The organism is Exiguobacterium sp. Helios (genome assembly GCF_014524545.1).
Taxonomy (GTDB): domain Bacteria; phylum Bacillota; class Bacilli; order Exiguobacteriales; family Exiguobacteriaceae; genus Exiguobacterium_A.
Genome location: NZ_CP053557.1, coordinates 1,238,801 through 1,262,148 on the forward strand (window position 1 = coordinate 1,238,801; position 23,348 = coordinate 1,262,148).

The 23,348-nt window shown below is 48.3% G+C and carries 20 protein-coding genes; 9 read left to right on the top strand and 11 right to left on the bottom strand.

What is annotated here, in order from left to right; all coding sequences use genetic code 11:
* Positions 1–133 precede the first annotated feature (133 nt).
* Complete coding sequence (locus HNY42_RS06360; RefSeq protein WP_131503082.1) at positions 134–1,594, top strand: MDR family MFS transporter; 1,461 nt, start codon at positions 134–136, stop codon at positions 1,592–1,594.
* Between the two features lie 54 nt (positions 1,595–1,648).
* On the opposite strand, the gene HNY42_RS06365 is transcribed toward HNY42_RS06360, so the two are convergent.
* Entirely contained in the window at positions 1,649–2,542 is an 894-nt protein-coding gene (locus HNY42_RS06365; RefSeq protein ID WP_131503081.1) for a DMT family transporter, read from the bottom strand.
* A gap of 43 nt (positions 2,543–2,585) precedes the next feature.
* On the opposite strand from HNY42_RS06365, the gene HNY42_RS06370 reads away from it, so the two are divergent.
* The 5 genes from HNY42_RS06370 (at position 2,586) to HNY42_RS06390 (ending at position 9,816) form a co-directional block, all read left to right on the top strand.
* Complete coding sequence (locus HNY42_RS06370; RefSeq protein WP_188005272.1) at positions 2,586–4,703, top strand: DNA topoisomerase III; 2,118 nt, start codon at positions 2,586–2,588, stop codon at positions 4,701–4,703.
* On the top strand, positions 4,703–5,119 hold the full coding sequence (locus tag HNY42_RS06375; RefSeq protein ID WP_131503079.1) for a hypothetical protein: 417 nt from the start codon (positions 4,703–4,705) through the stop codon (positions 5,117–5,119). Before HNY42_RS06370 ends, HNY42_RS06375 begins: the two co-directional genes overlap by 1 nt.
* 69 nt (positions 5,120–5,188) lie before the next feature.
* Positions 5,189–5,710, top strand: a complete 522-nt coding sequence (locus HNY42_RS06380; protein WP_188005273.1) for a hypothetical protein — start codon at positions 5,189–5,191, stop codon at positions 5,708–5,710.
* A 228-nt stretch (positions 5,711–5,938) separates the two neighbouring features.
* Entirely contained in the window at positions 5,939–8,509 is a 2,571-nt protein-coding gene (locus HNY42_RS06385) for a HAMP domain-containing sensor histidine kinase (protein ID WP_131503077.1), read from the top strand.
* 239 nt (positions 8,510–8,748) lie between these two features.
* Entirely contained in the window at positions 8,749–9,816 is a 1,068-nt protein-coding gene (locus HNY42_RS06390; protein WP_370528992.1) for an MFS transporter, read from the top strand.
* A gap of 60 nt (positions 9,817–9,876) precedes the next feature.
* Here HNY42_RS06390 and HNY42_RS06395 read toward each other — a convergent pair whose 3' ends face one another.
* The 9 genes from HNY42_RS06395 to HNY42_RS06435 form a co-directional block, all read right to left on the bottom strand.
* Positions 9,877–11,055, bottom strand: coding sequence for an MFS transporter (locus HNY42_RS06395; protein WP_188005274.1), 1,179 nt, complete (start codon positions 11,053–11,055; stop codon positions 9,877–9,879).
* 146 nt (positions 11,056–11,201) lie between these two features.
* Positions 11,202–12,332 (bottom strand): ABC transporter permease, encoded by a 1,131-nt coding sequence (locus tag HNY42_RS06400; RefSeq protein WP_188005275.1) that lies wholly within the window; start codon positions 12,330–12,332, stop codon positions 11,202–11,204.
* Positions 12,332–13,033 carry an ABC transporter ATP-binding protein gene (locus HNY42_RS06405; protein WP_131973152.1) on the bottom strand — a complete coding sequence of 234 codons (702 nt, stop codon included), beginning with the start codon at positions 13,031–13,033 and terminating at the stop codon, positions 12,332–12,334. The genes HNY42_RS06400 and HNY42_RS06405 overlap by 1 nt, the downstream gene beginning before the upstream one ends.
* A gap of 23 nt (positions 13,034–13,056) precedes the next feature.
* On the bottom strand, positions 13,057–13,644 hold the full coding sequence (locus HNY42_RS06410) for an MFS transporter (protein ID WP_188005276.1): 588 nt from the start codon (positions 13,642–13,644) through the stop codon (positions 13,057–13,059).
* 10 nt (positions 13,645–13,654) lie between these two features.
* Positions 13,655–15,082: an FAD-binding oxidoreductase gene (locus tag HNY42_RS06415; RefSeq protein WP_188005277.1), complete on the bottom strand. Its 1,428-nt coding sequence runs from the start codon at positions 15,080–15,082 to the stop codon at positions 13,655–13,657.
* Positions 15,079–16,110 carry an ABC transporter permease gene (locus HNY42_RS06420; protein ID WP_188005278.1) on the bottom strand — a complete coding sequence of 344 codons (1,032 nt, stop codon included), beginning with the start codon at positions 16,108–16,110 and terminating at the stop codon, positions 15,079–15,081. Before HNY42_RS06420 ends, HNY42_RS06415 begins: the two co-directional genes overlap by 4 nt.
* Positions 16,107–16,973: an ABC transporter permease subunit gene (locus tag HNY42_RS06425; RefSeq protein WP_188005279.1), complete on the bottom strand. Its 867-nt coding sequence runs from the start codon at positions 16,971–16,973 to the stop codon at positions 16,107–16,109. The genes HNY42_RS06420 and HNY42_RS06425 overlap by 4 nt, the downstream gene beginning before the upstream one ends.
* A 23-nt stretch (positions 16,974–16,996) precedes the next feature.
* The gene (locus tag HNY42_RS06430) at positions 16,997–18,064 is read right to left on the bottom strand and encodes a DUF58 domain-containing protein (RefSeq protein ID WP_188005280.1); all 1,068 of its coding nucleotides are present in this window, start codon (positions 18,062–18,064) and stop codon (positions 16,997–16,999) included.
* 4 nt (positions 18,065–18,068) lie between these two features.
* Entirely contained in the window at positions 18,069–18,992 is a 924-nt protein-coding gene (locus HNY42_RS06435) for an AAA family ATPase (RefSeq protein WP_131503065.1), read from the bottom strand.
* Between the two features lie 224 nt (positions 18,993–19,216).
* On the opposite strand from HNY42_RS06435, the gene HNY42_RS06440 reads away from it, so the two are divergent.
* Positions 19,217–19,831 (top strand): NAD(P)-dependent oxidoreductase, encoded by a 615-nt coding sequence (locus tag HNY42_RS06440; protein WP_131973150.1) that lies wholly within the window; start codon positions 19,217–19,219, stop codon positions 19,829–19,831.
* 60 nt (positions 19,832–19,891) lie between these two features.
* Here the strand turns inward: HNY42_RS06440 and amyS are convergent, their stop codons facing one another.
* On the bottom strand, positions 19,892–21,433 hold the full coding sequence (gene amyS, locus HNY42_RS06445; RefSeq protein ID WP_131503062.1) for an alpha-amylase: 1,542 nt from the start codon (positions 21,431–21,433) through the stop codon (positions 19,892–19,894).
* Positions 21,434–21,767: 334 nt separating this feature from the next.
* Here amyS and HNY42_RS06450 point away from each other — a divergent pair, with 334 nt between their 5' ends.
* Complete coding sequence (locus tag HNY42_RS06450) at positions 21,768–22,589, top strand: endonuclease I family protein (protein ID WP_131503061.1); 822 nt, start codon at positions 21,768–21,770, stop codon at positions 22,587–22,589.
* A gap of 152 nt (positions 22,590–22,741) precedes the next feature.
* Complete coding sequence (locus HNY42_RS06455; protein WP_131503059.1) at positions 22,742–23,329, top strand: YdcF family protein; 588 nt, start codon at positions 22,742–22,744, stop codon at positions 23,327–23,329.
* Positions 23,330–23,348 lie beyond the last annotated feature (19 nt).

The following is a 23,348-nucleotide window of genomic DNA, read 5'->3' on the forward strand; positions in this document are numbered from 1 at the left end:
TGACTCATTCTCTAATCTTTATCATTCCCTATTGTTCCCTTGATTCCTGCTTGATAAGCATCTCCTTTTAGAAGTCCGGTCATTCACTGTATGATAAGAGAATGGTACAAACACAGAAAGCGAGCTGAGTGTCTTGAGGAAAAATGTCACGATTGCCTTATTATTAGCTACATTTTTGGCAGCGATTGAAGGAACGATTGTTGCGACGGCAACGCCCGTCATGGCGAGTGAGTTAAACGGTGCTAAACTCGTCAGTTGGATTTTTGCCGGATTCTTACTGTTCATGGCGGTATCGACACCGATTTACGGAAAGATGGCAGATTTGTACGGAAGAAAACGAGTCCTGTTGTTTGGAATCGGAGTTTTCACGGTCGCATCGCTTGCGTGTGGACTGGCGCAAACGATGGAAACGCTGATTCTGTTCCGTGCCGCGCAAGGAATTGGGGCCGGAGCCGTCCTGCCGATTGCGATGACGATTATCGGGGATTTGTATACATACGAGGAACGCGGGAAAATCCAAGGCGTTTTAAGTGCAGTTTGGGGAATCTCCGGTGTTGCCGGTCCGCTGGTCGGCGGGTTTTTAGTCGAGACGTTATCATGGCGCTATATCTTTTTGTTGAATGTTCCGTTTGCTTTGATTTCCTTTATTATGATTGTCCTGTTTTATAAAGAAAATGTTACCGAAACGTCACGTAAGATTGATTACCGGGGAGCGATTTTATTTGCGACCGGGATGAGTGCCTTACTGTACGGGTTACTTTCGGGAAGTGAAACTGAATCCTTTGCCGAACCGCTGATTTTAATCAGTTTTGCGGTCAGTCTGGTCCTGTTGTTTTGGTTTTACCGGGTCGAGAAAAAAGCAGCTGACCCATTATTGCCACCTGCGGTCATCCGTCACCCCGTCATTCTCGTCATCAATCTGGCCGTCTTCTTTTCTGCCTGGGTACTTGTCTCGATGTCGGCATATATCCCGATTTTTGCGCAAGGCGTTCTCGGGAAAAGTCCGACCGAAGCCGGCTTCATGCTGATGCCCTTATCGTTGTTTTGGACACTGACGGCAATCGTTGGCGGACGTACGATTGGCATCGCCTCACCACGCTACCGGACGATGACCGGAATGGGATTACTCGTCATCGGAATGGCAATTTTAATCGGAATCGGACGGGAATCAAGTGACGTTTTCATTTATTTGGCTGTTTCGTTGATTGGAATCGGTTTTGGACTGGCGCAACCGGTCTTCATGGTTGTCTTGCAGACATCGGTCGACTGGTCACTCCGTGGATCGGCGACTGCCGTCAACTCATTTTTGAGTACGACCGGTCAAACGCTTGGTGTGGCGATCTTCGGGACGTTATTTAACGTCTCGATCATCCAGGCCTTTTCCGACTCAAAACTATTGAACGGCTATTCGATTGATCCGTTTTTTCAATCCGGTACCGCATCGCGTTATGGAACGGATGTTCAGACAGCAGCGGAGCAGGCACTGGCAAATGGGTTGCATCTCGTCTTCATTGGCGGACTTATCTGCGCCATCCTCGCCTTTTTCATGACATTCCGTCTGCCGAAAGTCCGTCCGGAAGATCCGACGAATTAAAAAATACCAGTCAGACAATCTTCTAACAGAAGACTGCTGACTGGTATTTATTTTTTATTCCGCCGTCGTCGCGGCATTTTGTTTGGCGAATTGTTCCCGGATATCCCGTTCATTCCGCCGGAGGAACAGACCGATTCCGATGAGAAGTAAGGCGGCACCGGTAATTTGAATCCAAGTCAACGATTCCTGGAACAGGAAATAACCGAAAATCATGCCCCAGACGGCTTCACCGAGAATCGTAATGCTGACGATACTGGCACTGACACGCGACAAGGCCCAGTTAAACAGGTTGTGACCAAGCAGCGTCGGGAAGACAGCGAGTAAAATATAGATGCGCCAATCGATTTGGAAAGAAGCGACCAGATTGACGGACTGAATGAGCGAGAACAGTAACAAGACGACGGAAGACACGGCATAGACACCGAACGAATACGTATTCGTCGAGACACTCGTCCGGACGTGCTGACCGAGCAGCCAGTAACCGGCGACAAGGATCGTCGCGAGCAGGGCCAGTCCGTCTCCAATCAGCGCTCTTGGACCGACCGCGATATCACCATAAGCGACAAGTCCGCCGCCGAGCAACGCGACACCGACGAAAAAGAGGGCTTTTCGTGACGGGTGTTGTTTAAAGAAGACAGCGTTCCCGATCAAAACGAAAATCGGACTCGCGGTTACGAAGAGCGTCGAGCTGGCAACTGTCGTATAATCAAGGGACAGGAACCACAGCCAAAAATGACCGGCTAAGAGAATTCCGCTTAAAATCATATGTCGGATTGTCGTTGAACTGAGACTAAGTAATTCTTTCAGATGAATCAACGGTAACAGCAAGAGCGTCGAAAACAACATCCGGAAAAAAGCGACGGCTTCGATCGGGGTTTCGGCCCATTTAACAAAAATTGCAGATGTCGAGATAAAAAAGAGAGCCATGAATAAAGTGAAATAGGGCATGTTAACCTCCGCGTGTCTGAAGTAAGGAAAAGAGGGTGAATCAATGCAATTAATCATTGCGGAAAAACCGAAACAAGCTGAAAAACTGGCAGCACCGTATCCATCGGTCAAACGGGACGGATATATTGAAATCAAACCATGTGACCGGTTTCCGGCAGGAGCGAAACTGGCGTATGCCGTCGGACATTTATGTGAGCTGCAGGAACCGGCGCATTATGACGCCAAATGGAAACGATGGAACTATGATCATCTCCCGATTATTCCGGAACGGTTTGACTACCGGTTATCCCGCGGAAAAAGCAAAGCGTTCCAAGTCATCAAGAAATTACTGAACGAACGGACGACGACTTCCATCATTATAGCATCGGATGCCGAGCGAGAGGGAGAGGCAATCGTCCGATTGATTCTCCGGCTGGCGAACAATGCGAAACCGATTCAACGTCTTTGGATTTCCAGTCTGACACCGCAGGCCGTCGATCACGGTTTTGCTCATCTACTGGATGGTAAGGAAACCGAAAATCTGTTTCATGAAGCGATGAGCCGTGCCTGTGCCGATTGGTTGATCGGGATGAATGCTTCCCGTGCCTATACGACGCTGCTCAAGAAAAAAGGCATCGTTGACGTCTTTTCACTGGGGCGGGTCCAGACGCCGACATTATCCTTGATCGTCGAACGGGAAAAGCAGATTGAGAATTTCCGTCCGGAAACGTTTTTTGAAGTCGAGGCGGACTTTACCCGGTATAAAGGGAAGTACATCAATGCTAAAAAACAAACGAAGCTTACAGAACGGAGCCTCGCAGAAGCAATTGTCGCCCGAACAACAGGAAACGGTACCGTAGCAGCGGTCGAAAAGACGGAACAAGTCGAAAAACCGCCGTTCTGGTTCAGTTTGTCATTGTTGCAAACGGAAGCGAGCCGGCGTTTCGGACTCGGCGCAAAGGAAACGCTTGATATTGCGCAAAAACTGTATATCCGGGGCTGGATCAGTTATCCGCGGACGGATTCATCCTTTGTCTCAAAAGATGAAGCCGGTCAGTTCCCGACGATTTTAAAACGACTTCTGAAACAGCCGGAGTATACCGAACTGACGGATATCGTGACGAACAACATTACGAACAATAAACGGTACGTCAATTCAGCGAAGGTCAGCGATCATTATGCGATCATCCCGACGGAAGAAGCGGGAGCTGTTGCGAAACTGACAGGACGTGATGCACAAGTCTACGATTTGATCGTCCGTCGTTTCCTGGCGGCGTTTGCCCCGGATGCCCGGTCGGAAAAAACGGAAATCATCACGGAACGGGAACAGGACCGCTTCATCACAAAAGGCAGCCGGTCGCTTGAGTTAGGATTCAAGAAAGTCTTGAAGATTGAAGCGAAAGAGCAGGAACTGCCGGCACTTGAAATCGGACAAAAGATGCCGATTAAAAGCGCGAAGTTACTCGAGAAACAAACGGAACCGCCAAAACGCTACACGGAAGGAACTTTGATTCTCGGGATGAAAACGGCCGGAAAAGTGCTTGAAAATGAACTTCAAGCCATCATGAAGGAAATCGAGGGACTGGGAACGGAGGCGACCCGAGCCGGTATCATTGACGGGTTGAAACGACGTGAATACATTCAAGTGAAGAAAAAAGAACTGTATCCGACAGCGAAAGGCCGGATTCTGATTGAAGCTGTCAGCGGAAGTATTCTCGCCTCGCCGGAGATGACGGCGAAATGGGAAAGCCGGCTCGACCAAATCGGGAAGGGTGAGGCTTCAGCGGCCCAGTTCGTTGATCAAGCGAAGAAGCTGTCGCAACATTTAGTCCAGGATGCGAAAACACGGGTCGAACAATTGGAAGTCGATCCGACCCAGGTACCGGCAAAACGGGCGCGGGGCGCAACGAACCGGCCGGTTGGCATCTGTCCGGTCTGTCAGGCAGAGTTGCTCGATCGGGGCAAGTTTTACGGGTGTAGTGCCTATCAGAAGAACAATTGCGGGTTTACCCTGCCGAAGACGATTCTCGGGGCGCGCCTGACGCAAACCGAACTGAAAAAAATGCTCGCGAACGGCAAAACAAAGCCGCTTGAGATGAAAAAAAACGGTCGGACCTTCCAGGCGATGCTGTATTTGGAACAACACCAATTGAAATTCGAGTTTGTGAAGGGAGAAGCTTGATGCATTACGATTTGATGGAAAATAGAACCTTTATACCGATGTTTGAACAATTTTTAAAAGAAGGGACAAAACTGACGGTCTGGTTTCCGAACGAAGTGACGATTGGACAAGCGGATGCCTTGATCGAGGAAGCGGAGGAATTATTCGGAGTGACGGCAGAAGTCATCGATGATCCCCAATCGTTTGGGAAATCATTATTGTTACCGTATTTGACGGAACGGGAAACCCGGGAAGACGATTTCGTCCGCTATGAAACGGTCATGACGGAAGAAGTGAAGGCCATCTTACGGGAAATCACCTTACCGATGATGGCGGACGGTGACTTTGCCGTCCTGTATTCTTACCGGATTGATGCCCCGAACGGTTTTTTGTTTGTTGAAGATTGGTTTAATGCGGAAGTTTCCTTAGAAACTTAACAAAAAACGGAAACCCTTCTTGTTCGTGTTGCGTAAAAGTAACTATCACACGAAACGAGGAGGGTTTGTATGTCGTTATCAGGAATCGCTTCATTGCTTAACGGCAACCGACTGTTGCTGTACATCGAAGGTGACGGCTTTTTTTCCGGAATGCCGGTTTTTATGATGCTTTTTTTTGGGATCATCGTATGTATTTTCGTAATCGGTCTGTTTTCGATGATCACACAGGGGGCCTCGACACACAGTCTGACCCAGTCGCTTCGTCACCACGCGTCGGAACTCGTGACACCATCGCAAGACGGTGCCGAACGATATCTTGACTATCTCCGTTCGTTGCCGTCGTTTCCAGTCGAAAAAACGAATCTGGAGCCGTTCCGGTTGGCGAAAGGAATTGCATCGTTGATTCATCAGACGGATCAAGTGCAGGCGACGACGAAACAAGCTGTTTCGGCCCAATATGCGCGGCTTGGCATTTTGGACGGGGATCCACTTGCAGATGAAGAACCTGTCCGGCGTCATTCGAGTACGCATCATCATCAGATGTATGTCAATCAACAAAATACAGAGATTACGAACCATTCTAATTTTTAAATGGCTGTCCGTTCCGTCTATCGGAGCGGGCTTTTTTTGTAAAAATCTCCAAATGAACGAAATTTTCTCCTGTTTTGTGACATCTGTTTGTAACATACAACCGTTTAGATTAAAGTTAGATGAAAAGTGGTCTTTTTTGAGCATATTTAGTGGTTTTGCTTAAAAAAGCTTTAGAATGAGGTTTAGAAACGATTAATTTAAGTTTTTACAGTAGAGGGGGATGAATAGATGAAGTCATGGCTTAATCGAACGATTGGACGCCAAATTATGTCTGCCTTCTATATGATTATATTGACACTCGTGCTGACCTCAGCCGGCGTTTATTTTTATACGAAAAGTCAGGTTCAGACATCACGTCAGGAACTGCTGACATTAAACGATCATCGGACACGCGCGACGAACTTATATGAATCATGGCAAAGTCTTCAGTATGAAATGCGCGGATTCGTCTTATTAGGCGATGAAGCAATGCTGGAAGAAATTGAACGTAAAAAAACGAACATCAATCAACAAACAACGTGGTTTGAGAAAAATGCCCGTTTTAAAGAAGAAAAACAGTATGCAAAAGATGCCCGATCGCTTTATACGGCGTATACGCAACGCGTCATGCCGAGTCTGACGAACTACGTCGCTGCTAAAAAAGACGGGGACGTAACCGAACCGTTCTTGCAGATGGCAACGCTCGGAAAAGTCACGAAAGCACCGACACTCGATCCAAAACGGAAGTTCAATATCAAAACGAAAAGTGCAGCGGATATGAGTTCAAGCATCGTCGATATGGAAACAGTATTCACGAAGTACCGCAACTCATTAAACAAACAAGAGCTCGCGGCGCAAGAAAAGCTGGGAAAACAGGTTAACGCTTCACAGGTGCTGGGGTTCATTAATTTGGCTGTTCTCCTGCTGATCATTGCGTTGCTTGTCCGTCCATTTGTCTCGCGTTTGACCGGACAATTGCGTCAGTTGAATCGGGAAAGCAGCCGTCTCGCACAAGGCGAGGATGCGACACCAATCAAAGTTGTGAATCCACAGGATGAAGTCGGTGAATTAACGACAACTTTCAATCAGATGGCAGCATCGATTTCTTCCCAAAAGATGCAACTCGTTTCAAGTAACGATGAGTTGCAAAGTCAGCAGGAAGAACTCGTCGCGCAGCAAGAAGAATTACAGATGCAGCAAGAAGAACTCGAGGAAGCACTTGATATTACATTGCGGAACGAAACCCATCTGCGATACCGCAATGAATTGACGGAAACACTCGCTTCCCGTGAAACATTGACGGCTTACCCCGCAATCATTGAAAAATTAATTACGATCACCGATGCCGAGCTTGGTGCCATCGTCTTCCTTGACGACGACCGTTATACGGATATCGTGTCGTACGGGATGACACCGGATCAGGAACATCAGTTGTTACACTCTTCGATTTCGTTACTTGAACGGGCACGGATGCACAAACATGCCGTCCGTTCGACGAAACAAGTGACGAGTGATCATCCGCTGCCTTACCCGTACAGCATGTATGAAACGGTGGTTCCTGTCATGGATCCGTCAACTAACACGATGATTGCCAGCATTTATCTAGTCCGTTATCGGGATCAGTTCAATGAAGATCAAACGGAAGAAATCTGGTCGTTCTCGCGTCAACTGGCCTTGTCATTGCTTCGGATGCGGGTCTTTGATGAGATTGAGCGGGAACGCGAGAAAACATCGAAACTGTTGCATTCGATCCGTGAAGCTGTCATTTATATCGAAGGCGACAAGATTTTTGCCAATAAACCATTGCTTGCTTTGTTCCATCATCCGTCTCACGATCAATTTGATGAGGGATTGATGACGCTCGATGTCAAGATTGAAGAATTGGCCGTCCAGGTCGATCAACATGAAGCGTTCCTCGAATATATGAGTCGGGTCTGTCGTCATGAGATTCCGACTGAAGGCTTGTCCTTATCCTTAAACAAAGAGGAACGGTTCGTTCAAGTGTACGCGGAAGGAATTCAGTACGGCGGCCGTTTCCGCGGAACGATGCTCGTACTGCGGGATGTGACGATTGAGACCGGTATCGACCGGATGAAGTCGGAGTTCGTCTCGACGGTGTCTCATGAGTTGCGGACGCCGCTTGCGTCAATCTTCGGGTATACCGAGCTGATGCTGGCGAAAGACTTACCGGTCGATCGTCAACAGCGGTATTTGACGACGATTCATTCGGAGACACAGCGTCTGACGAGTCTCGTCAACGACTTCCTGGATGTTCAGCGGATGGAATCGAGTCAGCAACACTATCAGTTCGAAAAACTCGATCTTGGAAACTTGATTCAGGAAGTCGCGGAATTTCATGCCGGTTCAACGAGCAACCATCAACTGACGCTTGAAACCGGGGATCAGCCGCTTCGTTGGATTGAAGCGGACGAACCGAAAATGCGGCAGTTGTTTGGGAATTTAATTAATAATGCCATCAAGTATTCACCGGATGGCGGGGAGATTGAGCTTAAGCTCGAAGCATTGGATGACCGGTTACGGATTCAGGTTATCGATGAAGGAATCGGGATTCCGCAACACGCGTTGCCTGAACTGTTTAGTAAATTTTACCGGGTCGATAATTCAGACAGTCGGAAAATTGGCGGTACCGGTCTCGGCCTCGCGATTTGTCAGGAAATCGTCCGTGCCCACGAGGGTTTGATCCATGTGGAATCAACAGAAGGACGCGGCTCGATCTTTACGATCGAATTGCCGTTCGTGCAGGTGAGTTCACTTGAAACAATTACTGGAATGGAACATGCGAAAGACCATAAAAGATAAGCAGACTGAAACAGAAGCAGACAACGGACTATCCGTCGTCTGCTTTTTTGTGTAATCCGATTCGGAAGAAACAGAAACGGGAAAAGTAAAAAACAGGGTGCATGATATCATTCAAAAAGGAGGAATTCACCATGAAAAATATACGGCCGCCTTGTTAGGTTCGACTTCGCCGGAATATCCGTCTGCTGTACCTGATTCGCTTTTTGACAGCCTGTCTGCCCGCGTATGTCATCGAGCGCTTGTTTTGGGAACAACGTGGAATGACGGTGGAGGACGTCGTGTATGCTGAAATCGTATTTGCGTTGACGATGGTTGTTCTCGAAGTGCCGTTTGGTCTGGTCGCTGACCGGTTGGGACGAAAAATCAGCTTCGTAACGGGTGTGCTGTTTGAAACATTATCGTTTTGGATATTGCTTCAGGCATATGAACTGTCGTCCTTTTTACTTGCCATGGTGCTGGCTGGAATCGGAAGTGCTGCTGTCAGCGGAGCGGAAGAGGCCTTGATTTACGAAACGATGAAGCAACTTTTACAAAAGGAACGTTTTGAGAAAACGATTAGCCGTCTGAATGCGACAAGTCTTGCAGCAGCCGGTGTTGCAGCGCTGATTGGAGCTTGGCTTGCGACATCGTATGAGCTGACAGTGCATTATGACCTCTCTCTTGGCTGTTTGATGCTGGCTTTCTTCGCCAGTTGCCTGTTGATTGAACCGGACACGTCCGGACGAACAGTGGTTCCTGTTACGCGTCGCGACCGGTGTCGGTGGCAGGTATTTCCTTCTTTTGCCCGGATTACGTTGTTCAGCATTTCATTTGGTACGACGATCACTTTCTTGGATGAGTTTTGGCAATTGTATGTCCGGGATCGAGAAATTGCGGTCTCCTGGTTTGGCACGATTTTGATTGGACTGATGGTTGCCCAAGCACTCGGTAATCTTTTGCCGAAACCGAACCGTCCGTTTGTTCCTCTCAGCGTTCTCTTGCTCGTGTATGCTGGCGGATTCATATTACTTTCCCTGATCGATAGTCCATGGTCGGTGCTTGTCTTATTTGGTTTGTTTCTAATTTATGGCTGGTCCGAACCGGTCCTGACAACGTGGTTGCAGGGCAATTTGACAGATGACTCGCGGGCGACAGGGAGCTCGATGGTCTCGATGCTTGAGAGCCTTGTGACAATCGGCGTTGGACTGGGTTTCGGACAAATTAGTCAAGACGCCGGTCTTGACGGAGCCTATTTCTATCTCGGACTCGTCTGTGGAGCAATCGGGGCAGGACTCTTGATACGATATCGAAAAAGTCGAAATGTGTAAGGAAAAAGAAGTATTTCCGGTATGAAGTCCGGAAATACTTCTTTTTGGTTATGTCTTGTCTTATGAAACATGCTGTTTATCCTGCACTGAAACAGTATGGCGCAAACGTCGGGCGGAAGAGAACATCAGCAGGGCGACCGCGGCCGCAATCCAGTAGACCGTCTCGATGCTTAACCGGTCTGCAAGCAGTCCGAATAACAAACTGCCGAGACAAAAGCTGAGCGTATATACTGTTTGTTGCATGCTGTAGACATACGGCAAACGGGCGGAAGGCGTCGCTTCCTGTAAACGTGTATTGAGCTCGATTGCCCGTAGTTGGCTCGAGGCCCCTTGCAACACACAGGCGACAATCGCAAAGACCACATGCGGTGCGAACGCAAACAAGACGGTTGCTCCGACCGATAATGCGACACTAAGCGTTAACAGGGAGGCGGACTTGGTCCGGCGGAGCATGTAATAACTACCACCGATCATGCTGAGCAGATAAAACGCATTTAAGATGCCCCACCAGCTGTCAGACACATGAAGATGCGTGTCGATATAGACGAGGAACAACGCTGAAATCCAAGCCGTACTGGCAAAGGCATCGATGCCGAGCAACGTTGTATTCAAGCGGGCCGGCTCAGTCGTCCACGTATAGCGGAAGCTAGAGCGGAACGACGGTGTTTCCTGCGTTTCTTGGACAGGATCCGCGAGTTCACGGACTTGATGACGAAACAGAGCAGTCCAGATGCTCGCTAGGACAAACAGGAAAAACGAAATCGTCAGGACCAGATCGGCAGAACCGAGACTGACAAAAATCGCGCCAAGCGGCCACATGACGAGTTGGACGACTTGATTTGTTCCCTGGACCAGACTGTTAGCTTTTTGAAGGTTGTCTGTGATCCGCGGCAGGAAAGCACTCTCAAGCGGCCGGGCAAACCCGTCGAGAAAGGCAATCCAGACGACGCATCCTAACAGATAACCGAACGGTAAATCAAGAAACACAATCAGACCGAGGCTGATCGTTTTTAAAAGCTGACTGTATAACAAGAGCGAAGCATGACGAAACCGTCTTGCGACATCGGCAAAGAAAAATCCACTGAGCGTCATGCCTGCCGTCACGGCAACCGGGAATAGGGCGGCAGTACTTGCTTGTCCGGTCTGAGCGTACAGGGTAGCAATGAGAGCGACGATGTAGAGCGCGTCTCCCGCATTTGCTACCCACTGGCTGACCAGTAAAGTTGTAAATCGGTTCATCTATAAAACCTCCACATCGTTCGTATTTAGTTAGTGGGTAGGTAATCTAGATGGATTTACATTGGTCGGCCTCATTTCGCTTTTTTTTGATTGTATAAGGAAAAAAATGGATTGTCAATGGAGTCCGGGAAATGAAGTCGATGTTCTTAGACCGGGCGTTGTTTTTTGAGAGCCCGCATATTGAGTGCGACGAACAGGAGGACAAAACCTGCCAATACGACAAGATCGAGCCAAATGTCTTGAAGCCCGTAGCCCCGAGTCATGATATTTTGCAGAGCATGCGCGGCATAAGTCAATGGCATCAACCGGTTAATGATTTCGACCCATACGGGCGCATCACCCAAATCAAACAACCCGCTGAAGAAAATCTGGGGCACGATTGCTAACGGAATGAACTGGATCAGTTGAAATTCAGTCCGGGAAAAACTCGACAGCAGTAAACCAAGCGACAAGGCGACACTTGCCGTCAGGAGATTGACGAACAAAAGTAAGAAGTAGTTTCCCTGTTGCGTCACGTCAAGCACGTTGACGATGAATAACTGAATAAGAATCGTCTGGATCGTGACGAATAAAAAGAAACCGACAAAATAACCGAAGACGATACTCGAGCGTTTGAGCGGCGTCGCAAGCGTCCGTTCGAGTGTACCGCTCGACCGCTCCCGTAAAAAGCTGACACCGGCAATGATGAAGACAAATAGGAAGATGAAAAACCCCATCAAGGCAGGAGCGATTTGATCAAATAATTCAGCATCCGGATTGCCGTATAAAAATTGGATGTCGGGTTTGGTAAGAGTGGGTGATGCAGGCTGCGGCGTATCGAATGTTTGATTCGTTAATTGCGTCAATTGTTGTTGCAACTGTTGAACGGTTGCCGAGAGTTTCGTGTTGGCTGTGAGTGCTTGTTTTCCTTGAATCGTGATCAAGGTTTCTTGAATGAGTTGGAGCGCTGCGGCGTTTTTTGAAATGTCGCCGCCTTCAATTAAAATTTTCGGCTGATTCTTTTGAAAGGTGATCAAGCCATCAATCTGTCGATCCTTCATGGCAGTGATACCAGCCGCTTTGCTTGAAAAGGTGCGGATATCTGTTTTGGTTTTCAGTGTATCTTGAAAGGTCACCGGTAAATCGACCGTACCGATTGTCACATCGTCCGAGCTCGAACCGAGAATCGTCGACAGTAAGAACAGAACAAATAAGGGAGCGAGAAACATCATGGCAATCGTCCGTTTATCCCGAAAAATTTGTGAAATGACACGTTCCGCTACCGTCAGAATTTGCATTATACTCGCTCCTTTTGAATGAAAGCTTCATCGATGGAACCAAAACGTTGAATCAAATCATTGGGGGTACCGGCTTCGATTAGACGACCATGTTGGATCAACAATAACCGGTCGCACCGCTCAGCTTCATCCATGACATGTGTCGTGACGAGTACCGTTACACCGGACTGGCGCAGTTGTTCAAACTCATGCCAAAATGTTTTCTTAAGCGCGGGATCAATCCCGACCGTCGGTTCATCGAGCAACAGAAGACTCGGTTCGTGGATCAAGGCGATGGCCAGACTGAGTCGTCGTTTCATTCCACCGGAAAATTGATGGATCGGACGATCGGCATCTTTCTTCAAATCGACGAATTCAAGGACGGTTTCGATACGTGCTCGAAGACGTGCTTTTTTTAAACCGTATAGTTTTCCGAAATATCGCAGATTTCCGCGCGCCGTTAAGTCTTCATAAAGCGCATCCGACTGTGCCATGTAGCCGATGTTCTCCGCTTGGGCGAGCGAGGGTTGTTTGGTGCCGAGAACCATGATCGTCCCGGTCGTTGGTTGTTGCAGACCAATCAACGACTTGATTAAAGTCGTTTTTCCGGAACCGCTCGGACCAATTAAACCGACAATTTCACCTTGACCAATTGAAAACTGGACATCGCTCAAGACCGTGCGTTTCCCGAACGTTTGGGAGTAATGGGTTACGTCAATCATACGATCACATCCCTTCTACTTCTTTATACCCGCTTCGACACCCGATGATGAATCTTCCGTATGTTTTTTCCTGAACGTGGACGGTCCCACAGTAAACGCAACGTTACATAAAAATAGACGGCAGAGATGATGTAAAACAGACTGCCGATCGTTAAAAAATCAATCAGATAACCGGCAGCTATGATTCCAAGTGCCGACCATAAGGACGTCTTGAAATGATAGCGGCCGATTGTCCGGCCAACCGTCGTTAAGGCAAGTTCCTGCCGGGCAAGGATTGTTTTTTCCGTGTTCTTTTGCAACGCACCAAGTATCCCCATGATGATTTGAATCAGGTAGACGTGACTGATGGACGTCACAATCGGTACGTACAATAAAACCAGTGCCATGCCAAACGTGTGGGTGACAAGCAATGAGCGGTCGCCGAACCGGTCACTCAGGCGGCCGATTCCGAGGTAAGCGAACGCTGAAGTCAGCGTGAAGAGACCGTAGGCAAGACCGAACTGGGCATAGGAATCTCCAATTTGCCGGACAAGCAATAAATAAAACGGGAAAATGATACTGCTGCTCATTAAAATCATGCTTTGAATACGAACAAAAAGTGAATAGTTCATCATCGTCTCCTTACTTAAAATAGTCGAGATAAAATTGGTTCATGAAAAGGCCATCGGGATCCTGCTTTTGTTTGGCTTCTTTAAAAGTAGCAGCATTCGGATAGGCGTCATGGAACTGCTTGCGTGTTGCGAACGGATAGTACGGCAGGTAGTAACTGCCCTGATGTGCGAGTGTCGCATCAATCAACTTTTGGACAATCCGTTTCGTTTCGTTGATTGATATCGGATCCGTTTCCGTATTGATCAGCCAGACGAGGGCAAACATATCCTGTTTCGCATAGGACAAGGCAGCTGTTTCATCCTGCTCGACATACCGGATCGTGATATTCAAGACATTCAGTTCCTCGGCTGTCAAAATCGACCGCAATTGATCGATGTAGGAAACAAACGAATCAACCGGCACGAAGTATTCCTGGAGTAATTCGGTTCGACCGGGACTCGTATATTCCATAAACGCACTGTCGGAACGCATGACATTGTTACGGGATTCGAACGTTCCACTCTGCTTCAGGAAATACGATTTCTGAAATGACCAAAGCTGATTTTTTCCGAAGTCGCTGTACCGGGAGATGCCGAGTAATGCTTTCGGCAAAGCGATGATGGTTTCTTGCTTGAGCGGTTCCTCTTCAATCGGAGTTGTCCGCTCTGTTTTACGATAGTTCGTGACATACATGTCTTTGAAAAATCCGTCCGGCGCGACAGAAATACGTCCGATGTGCATACGGACGTCATCGTCACCGAGGACATGTTGCCGGAAATAAGCCGGATAATCCTGATAATTCAAGGCGACAGTCTGCTCGGCGTACCATTCATCGTTTGTCAGTTTCAAAGTAACGTTCAAAATGATACCGAAGAGACCATATCCGCCGGGGACCAGGCGGAATAAATCCGCATGTTCCGTCCGGCTGACGTTGACGACGGAACCGTCCGCTTGCAACAGCCGAAACGAATCGACCGTATCAAGCAGGGAACCGTAACGGATATCCCGGCCGTGGACATTGACGCTGAGTGCGCCGCCTACTGTAAAGATATTCTGCGACTGCATGACTTGAATTGCTAGACCGTCCGGCTGAATCCGGTCTTGAATTTCACCCCAGGTGGCGCCGCTTTGGACGGTAATCCGTTTCGTTCTGGGAGTATAATCTAGAATCTGATCGTACTTGGTCATATCAAGGACTGTCGTGTCCGGCAGGTATGTCTGCCCGCCTTGACTGTGTTGCATACCGGCAATCGACACCGTCTCCTGGCGTTGTTTTGCTTGCTCAATCCAGGACTTCAGGTCATCCGTCGAAGTTGCCGACCGAATCTGTTTGACACGGGTCGGGAGTAAGTTCGACTGATCGGAACTGGTGAGGACCGGGTGTTGATAAGTCCAAATGGAAAAACTAAAAACCGTCACATAAATTACAATGACGGCACCAATGATTATTCGCTTCATATATCCTCCTGGGATTTGATTGAAATGTCGACCGGATCAAACGGGTGAAACAAATGGGCTGTCGCCGCTTCCGCTTCAGCGAGCAGAGTAGTTGAACTACTTATTTGCTGTCGGCGCAAGCGGTAAGCGCGCTCGAGGCGGCTGGTCAGTAAGTTGGCAAAGAACACGAGCAAAGCTAAAGCAATCGCCGGAACTAAAAACAGATGGTTGATCCACGAAACGGCTGAGAATTGCAGGAAATAGTAGCCGAACTGGGATGCCCATTCAAAAATGATCGGGGCCGCGCCACCTTCGAATAAGACGAGTGTTCCGCCAAAAAACAAGCCGAACAACGAGAGATGGATCAGGACCATTAATGTCTGAACGAACTGTTGCATGAAGACAATCGTTAGCGTCGGCAACAGATGCGGCCAAATATGTACCCGAAACTGATGTCCAGGACGTCCGCCGAGTGTGCGGGCGACAAGCATGAATTCTTGTGCAAGCAATTGCCGGGTCTCACCGATTAAATACAGCACCAATGCCGGTAAACCGAGTACCGTTAAGACACTGACTTCGAGGAAGACACGCGAGAACGCGGACGGAACCGAGGCGGGATCTATAAATAGGAAAGCCGGCAATAAAATAAACAAGGCGAGCAACGAAATCGGAATGATCAAGAAACCGTCCAGCAAAAGACGTAATGCCGTATACAGCCGTTTTCCCCGGAAAGCGAGCGGGACACCGATCAGCAAGGCGAGAACGATTCGGGCGAAGGCGACGCTGACACAAACACCAATCGTCCACTTGGCCCCTTCAATCATCACCTGAAACAAATCGTTTCCGGAACGGTCCGTCCCAAACCAACGATCCGTGGAGGGTTCGAGTGGTGAGGTGGCGATAAATGTTCCGTCTTTCGAATAGAGATTTTGAATTTGATCGACCTGTCCGTCACGAAACACGGCATTACCGAAACTGAGTAACAACAATGTTCCAAAGAACAACAGGCACATCCAAAAGATGAAGTCATATCTCAAAACACGTCTCATGAAATCTCTCCTTTCCACGAGCGGGGGATACAAAGTTCTGCCACCGTATCTAATATGAAAAAGGGCAGATAGATTAAAAGCAATAAAACAAGCAGTATCGAAAAATCCTGATTGATTAAGATAAAACGAAACAGTCCCTGGACGTTAAAAGTATACTCGATGACGACCAGACTCGAAAGAATCGTAATGATGTTCGTCCGGAAAAACAGATAAAAACGATAAAACAGATTTGGCATCAAATGTTGCCAAAACAGCCGGGACGAGTGGATACCTTTTGCGCGGGCCAACTCCAGGTAGCTTGCATGCTGTTCTTCCTGAATCCGACCGGTCAGCCATTTGATGAAGAAAAAAACGGTCGTTAAGGATAATGTCAAAATCGGCAGGAAACGGATTGAATCGCTAAATCCGCCGGCAATCTCGATTTGATCAAATCCGGTCGTCTTGAATAAAATGACGATGATGAATTGTGAAAAAATGATCCAAAATAAATCAGGAATCATTTCCAGGAGTCGGGCAGTTTGCGTCAAGACGGAACGGATTTTTGCTCCGGCCCGGTAAAATAAAAACGCATAAAGTAAAGCCGCAATCGATGAACAAAGCAGAGCGCTACTGAAGATGACGAGCGTCTCCTGAATGAACGGCTGAAGATCCGGAAGTAACAGTCTGTTTTCTCCAGCCGTTGCATTGTAATACGTTAATGGATGTGAAGACGTCAACAGACTGAGCTGTTGTTGCACTGCGTTGAAATACTTCGGGAAATCCGGTCGCATCTGAACAATCAGATGCGGTAAAGCACTGATGACGACCAGAACAAAGAAGGCGAACACGAGTTGAGTGGTTTTACGGATGAGAAATGACGGCATATTGTCCCTCCTGCAAGTACGGTTTAACCGATAGCTTGAATATGATCATTACCAATTTGAATCAATTGGCTATTTCGGTGTTTTCGACGTGTGACGTACCGTTCGAATTGACCGGTTGGAATATAGGTGTCCCGCGTCGACAGGGTCGATAACGTCAACAGGATTTGTTTCAGTTGAGGCTGCCCTTCCTGAAGCTTTAAATGGGTCATCCGGTTGTTTGCGTCGAGATGGTTTAAAAACAGTTCAACTTTACAGCCTTCTTTAATCAGCTCACTTGCGAGAAACGCTGTCTGATCAATGAACGTCTCAAAGTTCGTATGCAGTCCGTAACCGCTTGGTCCGGACAGATTCAAGGCGAGGCTGAACGTATCCTGATTGCTCGTCTCAAAGACCTTGGTCTGCAGACGGCCGGTCTTGGCTGTCGCATACCAGTCGATTTCTTTCGACGGCTCAGCCGTATACGGTTTTGCCCCCAGTTGAACGAGCTTATTTTTCAGTGGAGAGTACCGGTCGGCACGATCCCCGATCCGAAGCCGATGCAACAGGAGTGGTGTCGCCTGTGCCGTCAGCGAAGGTAAGACCGTGAAATGAGGAAATGCATCAAAGGTAAACAGATACACGCCCATCCGCCACGGCAGCCGGATTGTCAGGTTGAGTTCGTCAAAATGCGCCGGTCCCCGCCGCATCGCCTGAATCGGGATTTCAATTTGTTCGTCCGATCCGATGACGGCATGATACGTATGCGGGTGGAGCGGATCCATGTCAGGGAAAATGAGACCGTTATCCGTGTGCAGCCGAAGGGTGGTCTTCAGTCCTAATTTTTCAAGGGCTTCAAGACCGAACAGCTGCAAACGCAACGCAGTCGACTCCTGATTAAACATCAGCGGTTCGTAATGTTTCCATTCCAAGGCAACGTCGCGCTTCAATTGTTTTTCAGTCTGCCCGACAACGTAGTGAACGGTGGCGATTGCTGCGAATAAAAAACCGAGTAAGGACAATCCCGGGATGAATAAGAAAACGAACGTTAAAATGACATAAACGGAAAAGAGCCGGCGTTCCAGCCAAAATGGAACCGAACGTTCGATGTGCATGACATCACCCCATTTCAACCGGGACCGGAATGTCATCAAGCAGATGCAGTAATAAATCGGCTTTCGTCGTTTTGATGCCGCCTTCAAGCGTTAACATTAAACGATGGGACAAGACATGTTTCGCCAAGTATTTGATGTCTTCCGGAATGATGAAATCGCGTCCGTTGAGGAAGGCATAACTTTGTGATGCCCGAAGTAAAGCAATCGCACCACGGGGACTGACGCCGACTTCGACGAGAGCATGGTGACGGGTTGCCTGGACGATCGACAATAGATAATCGAGTACATCCTGAGACGCATGAACGCGCCGTGCTTCTTCCTGCCATGTAATCAAGTCGCCGCCTGTCGCGATACCGATGGCTTGTTTCCGGACGTTCGCCAATACTTCGTTCAACAGTTGGCGTTCGTGTTCAAGATCAGGATATCCGACTTCAATCGCCACCATGAAGCGGTCGAGCTGGGCATCCGGAAGCGGGAAGGTTCCGGCGGATTCAATTGGATTTTGCGTGGCGATGACAAAAAACGGAGCCGGCATCTGGTACGTTGTCCCGCCGATTGAGACTTGACGCTCTTCCATCGCTTCGAGCAAAGCAGACTGGGTCCGCGGAACAGCCCGGTTGATTTCGTCAATCAAAACGATGTTCGCAAACAGAGGACCGCGCTTATTCTCAAACTCCTGGGTTTTCATGTTAAAGAAGTCGGAACCGATGACGTCAGACGGCAGCAGGTCGGCCGTGAACTGAATCCGGGAGAAGGCACTGTCGAAACTGTTGGCCAGGGCTTTAGCGAGCATCGTTTTTCCGGTACCCGGTACATCTTCAAGGAGGATATGACCTTCGGCGATCAATGCCGTTAAACACAAATCGATGACATCAGACTTTCCGAGATAGATCGTATTGAGCTGGTCTTTTAATTGTTGTAATTTCAATATGTACGCCTCCGTCTAGTGGAATGAACTTCAAACAGCCGTTTTGAAAAGGATTTAAGAAACAAAGCAACTTAAGGAAAAAATACCCAATATTATTAACTGAATTTTAGCACAAATCGAAAACAAGAAGAAACTATTTCTGATTCACTATAAAATGCCAGACGATTACTGACTGAAAGGGAAGGGTACATGAGTAAAAGAACAGATAAAGGGAGGCCATTTTTATGAAACTGATTATTTTCGGAGCAACCGGACAAACCGGGCAGGAGTTGGTCAAACAGGCGATTGCCCATGGACATACGGTGACGGCATTCGTCCGTAATGCAGACAAACTCGAGTTGACGGACGAGAAACTGCGTGTCATGGAAGGAGACGTACTTAACCAGGACGCAGTGAATCAAGCGATGCAGGGACAAGAGGCAGTATTGACGGCCTTAGGGACCGAGAGTCTCGCATACAGTGGATTTTTAGAACGGAGCCTCTTGCGAATCGTGAATGCGATGAAGGTGAACGGGGTCGAACGGATCGGATACGTCGCTTCTGCGGGAGTCGACCAGGAACTGCCCGGTGCTCAGGGGTTACTTGCTCAACAGATTCTAAAAAATCCCTTAAAGGATCACCGGCAGGCGATTGAACTGTTGAAACAGGCGGACGTCGCCTATACGGTCGCCCGGCCGCTTCGTCTGATGAACGGTCCGTTGACCGGCTTGTATCGCCAAACAGAGAGCGGGGTCCCGGAGCAGGCAAAACAAATCAACCGGGCAGATGTCGCTCACTTTTTACTGGAAGCAATCGAACAGGACGAACATGTCCGCAGCAGCATCGGACTCGCCGAATAAAAAGAAACCGGTTGTTCAGTGGACGGAAACGTCCTGTGAACAACCGGTTTTTTTTTGAACTTATTGCTGGCGGTAGACAGAAACCGAGCCGCCGTTCACGAAGAATTGACCGTAACCGTCCTGATTGATCGTGACGGAAGCCGTGTTGTTGCCGGTGATGTCCGTCCAGACTTCGCCTTTGTTTTGTGTCCCGACGTACATCCATTTACTGCCGCCCGGACCGTCCGACAAAATCGTCGCAAGACCTGATTTTGTACGATCCGTCACACCTTCACGGGTCCAGCCGATGACGTCGGCGTTATCGAGATAATCGTTTTGTTTTCCGAAGGCAAAGTCTTTTCGCGCTTTTAACAGCGGATCGATTTTTGAGGCAAGCGCCGGGATTTCACGGTTCGACGTGCCCTTTGTTCCGTAGTAATCGCCGTAGAAGACCGACGGATATCCTTGTTCACGCGTCAAAATCATGGCGTAAGCAAGCGGTTTGAACCACGATTGTACGGTCGACTCAAGTGATTGCCCCGGCTGGGAATCATGATTCTCAACAAGTGTGACGGCTTGAACCGGATTCGTCTTGACGAGTGTGCCGTCGAAAATTGTCCGCATGTCATAGTAGCCGCCGCCTTTACTCGCCTGCTCGAACTTATAGTGGAGCGGAGCATCAAAGACCGATTGCTGATAGTTCGTTCGGCTCAAATAGTTTTGCAAAGTGCCGAGATCATTTTGCCAGTATTCAGCAACCGTGAATAACGGCTTTCCGGTCGTCTGACGGACGTTCGCGAGCCAGTCTGCGAGATAACCGTGTTTGATGTGTTTGACGGCATCAAGGCGGAATCCGTCGAGACCCAGTTCATTGACGTACCATTTGCCCCAGTTCTTCATTTCCTGCTGAACTTCCGGATGATCGAAATCGATATCCGCATACATCAAGTAGTCATAGTTTCCATTTTCGGTCGAGACGTCAGTATCCCATGCTTTTCCGGTCCCGCGGAATTTGTAGATGGCACTTTTCGAACGGGATTGATCCCAGTCCGTTCCGTCAAAGTGATACCATTTCCACTTAAAGTTCGAATACGTATTGTTTCGCGCCGCGAAATCAAAACCGGTCCAGGCTTGAATCTGGTAATCCCCCGAGATTTCCTGATTGCGGTTGCTGCCACTCACTTCGACCGCTGTCACGGCTTCTGTGAAATCGGCGCCGCCTTTATGATTCATGACGACATCGCCATATACATCGATGCCGGCTGTATGTAGTTGGCTGATTGCTGTTTTCAGTTGAGCTTTCGTTCCATATTTCGTCCGGACGGTTCCTTTTTGATTAAATTCCCCGAGATCGTATAAATCATAAGCGCCGTATCCGACATCGTTTTGGGTCGTCCCTTTGTAAGCGGGGGGTATCCAGACGGAGGTGATCCCGAGTTGATCGAGTTTTGTTGAATCACTGCCGAGGCGGTTCCAGTGGTTGCCGTCATTCGGAACATACCATTCAAAATACTGCATCATCGTGCCGTTATCTGCCGTCGCCCCTACTGCAATCGGTTGCACAAGTGGCGCTAAAAAAGTAGCGGTCGCGAGTGTCGCGACAATCAAGCGTTTTTGTTTCATGAAAAGACCTCCTATAATTTTATGAAAGCGTTTGCATTTATAGTATATCAAGTCTTGAAAGTTGCTGTATCAACCGTGGCGTTTATTTCTGAACATCTTGTTTTCGTGACTTTTGAACCTGGAATATTTTTTGTGGAGAAGAATAATCAGCCGGTTGACCTGTTCTCAAGAAAAAAACAGGACCATCGGACTCTTGAATAACTGAATGAATTTTGATTCAGTTTAGTTCGAGGGATTTTAAGGTCTTTTGTCCAGCTTCTCAGATGCGAAAGGAGGTGTAAAAATGAGGAGGTAAGACGAGCACATACATATGTAACCAAGGGGGAAACACAGTATGAATTGGAAGTCGAAAATCAGCGGGGCGCTTGTCGCTGCACTTGCACTCGGGTCAATTTCGTTTACACCAGTCATCGCTAAAACAGAACCAACGAAAATCGTTGCCGGACCTCAGATGGTCACGTCACAATCGACAATCGACGCGTACTACCTACCAGCGTCGGGTAAGACAGGAGCAGCATTAAAAGCCTCACTGCACGATATCATCGATAACCATACGCAAGTATCATACGATACGGTTTGGACTGCTCTGAAGGAAACGGATCAAGATCCGAACAATGCAAATAATGTCATCGAACTTTACACGGGTAAATCGATTGCCAAGAGCAGTAATGGTGGGAACGTCGGTCAATGGAACCGGGAGCATGTCTGGGCAAAGTCGCACGGTGATTTTGGAACAAGCAACGGACCGGGAACAGATCTGCATCATCTTCGGGCAGAAGACGTCGTCGTCAACAGCGCACGGGGGAATCTTGATTTTGATAACGGCGGAACGAAGTATGCCGGGTGTGACTGCTACCGCGACAGCGATTCATGGGAACCACCGACACGTGTCAAAGGCGATATCGCACGCATGATCTTCTACATGGCAGTACGCTATGAAGGCGGCGGTGAAATTGATTTAGAAGCATCAGAAAACGTCAGCAACGGCACGAATCCACTTCATGGCAAATTGTCGACGCTAAAAGCATGGAACAAACTTGATCCGGTCGATGCGACGGAAATCAGACGAAACGATATCATCTTTGAGAAGTGGCAGAAAAACCGGAATCCGTTTATCGATCACCCGGAATACGTGACATCAATTTGGGGAAATTAATGTCAGGCAGATAAGGAAGAGCGACACACCGATTTTTTGCGGAAGTGTCGCTCTTTTTGCTGAGAAAACGAGTTGAAACCTTTTGAGTGGTGAGGCGTATAGAAAGAGGTGATAAAAAGACAGCAGGATCTTACCACTGAGGGGACATAATTATGAAGAATACAGTTAAACATATCATACGCCGTTTTTATAAAACCGGTCTTGGATTACTCTTATTGCTCACCGTATTCTGGTTCAGTATCGGTTGGTTCGTCGCAAAGGGGGAACGACCGCTTGCGAACGGAAAACATCCTTACGTCATCGTGCTTGGAGCCGGTGTCAAAGGGGAGAAACCCTCGTTGATTTTAAGCAACCGGATTGAGGCAGCTGTCCGGTACGGAAAACAATTTCCGGATACAACATTCATCTTAAGCGGAGGACAAGGGGACGGAGAAGCGATTTCGGAAGCGGAAGCGATGCGACGGGGAATGCTTCAAGGTGGAATCAGTGAAGAACGGTTGTTGCTGGAAGATCAATCGACATCGACGACTGAAAATCTGACGTTTTCAAAACGACTGTTACCGGAATCGGAAAACCGTGTCTCGATCGTGACGTCGGACTTCCATTTGTACCGTGCCCGAAAAGAGGCGGAACAGATGGACTTAAAGACCGACGCCGTTCCGGCTGAGACACCACTGTCTGGCGTCTTGCGTTACGGAATGCGGGAACGTGTTGCGATTGTCGTAAAATACTTCCAATGAAAAAAAAACCTTCCCGGAT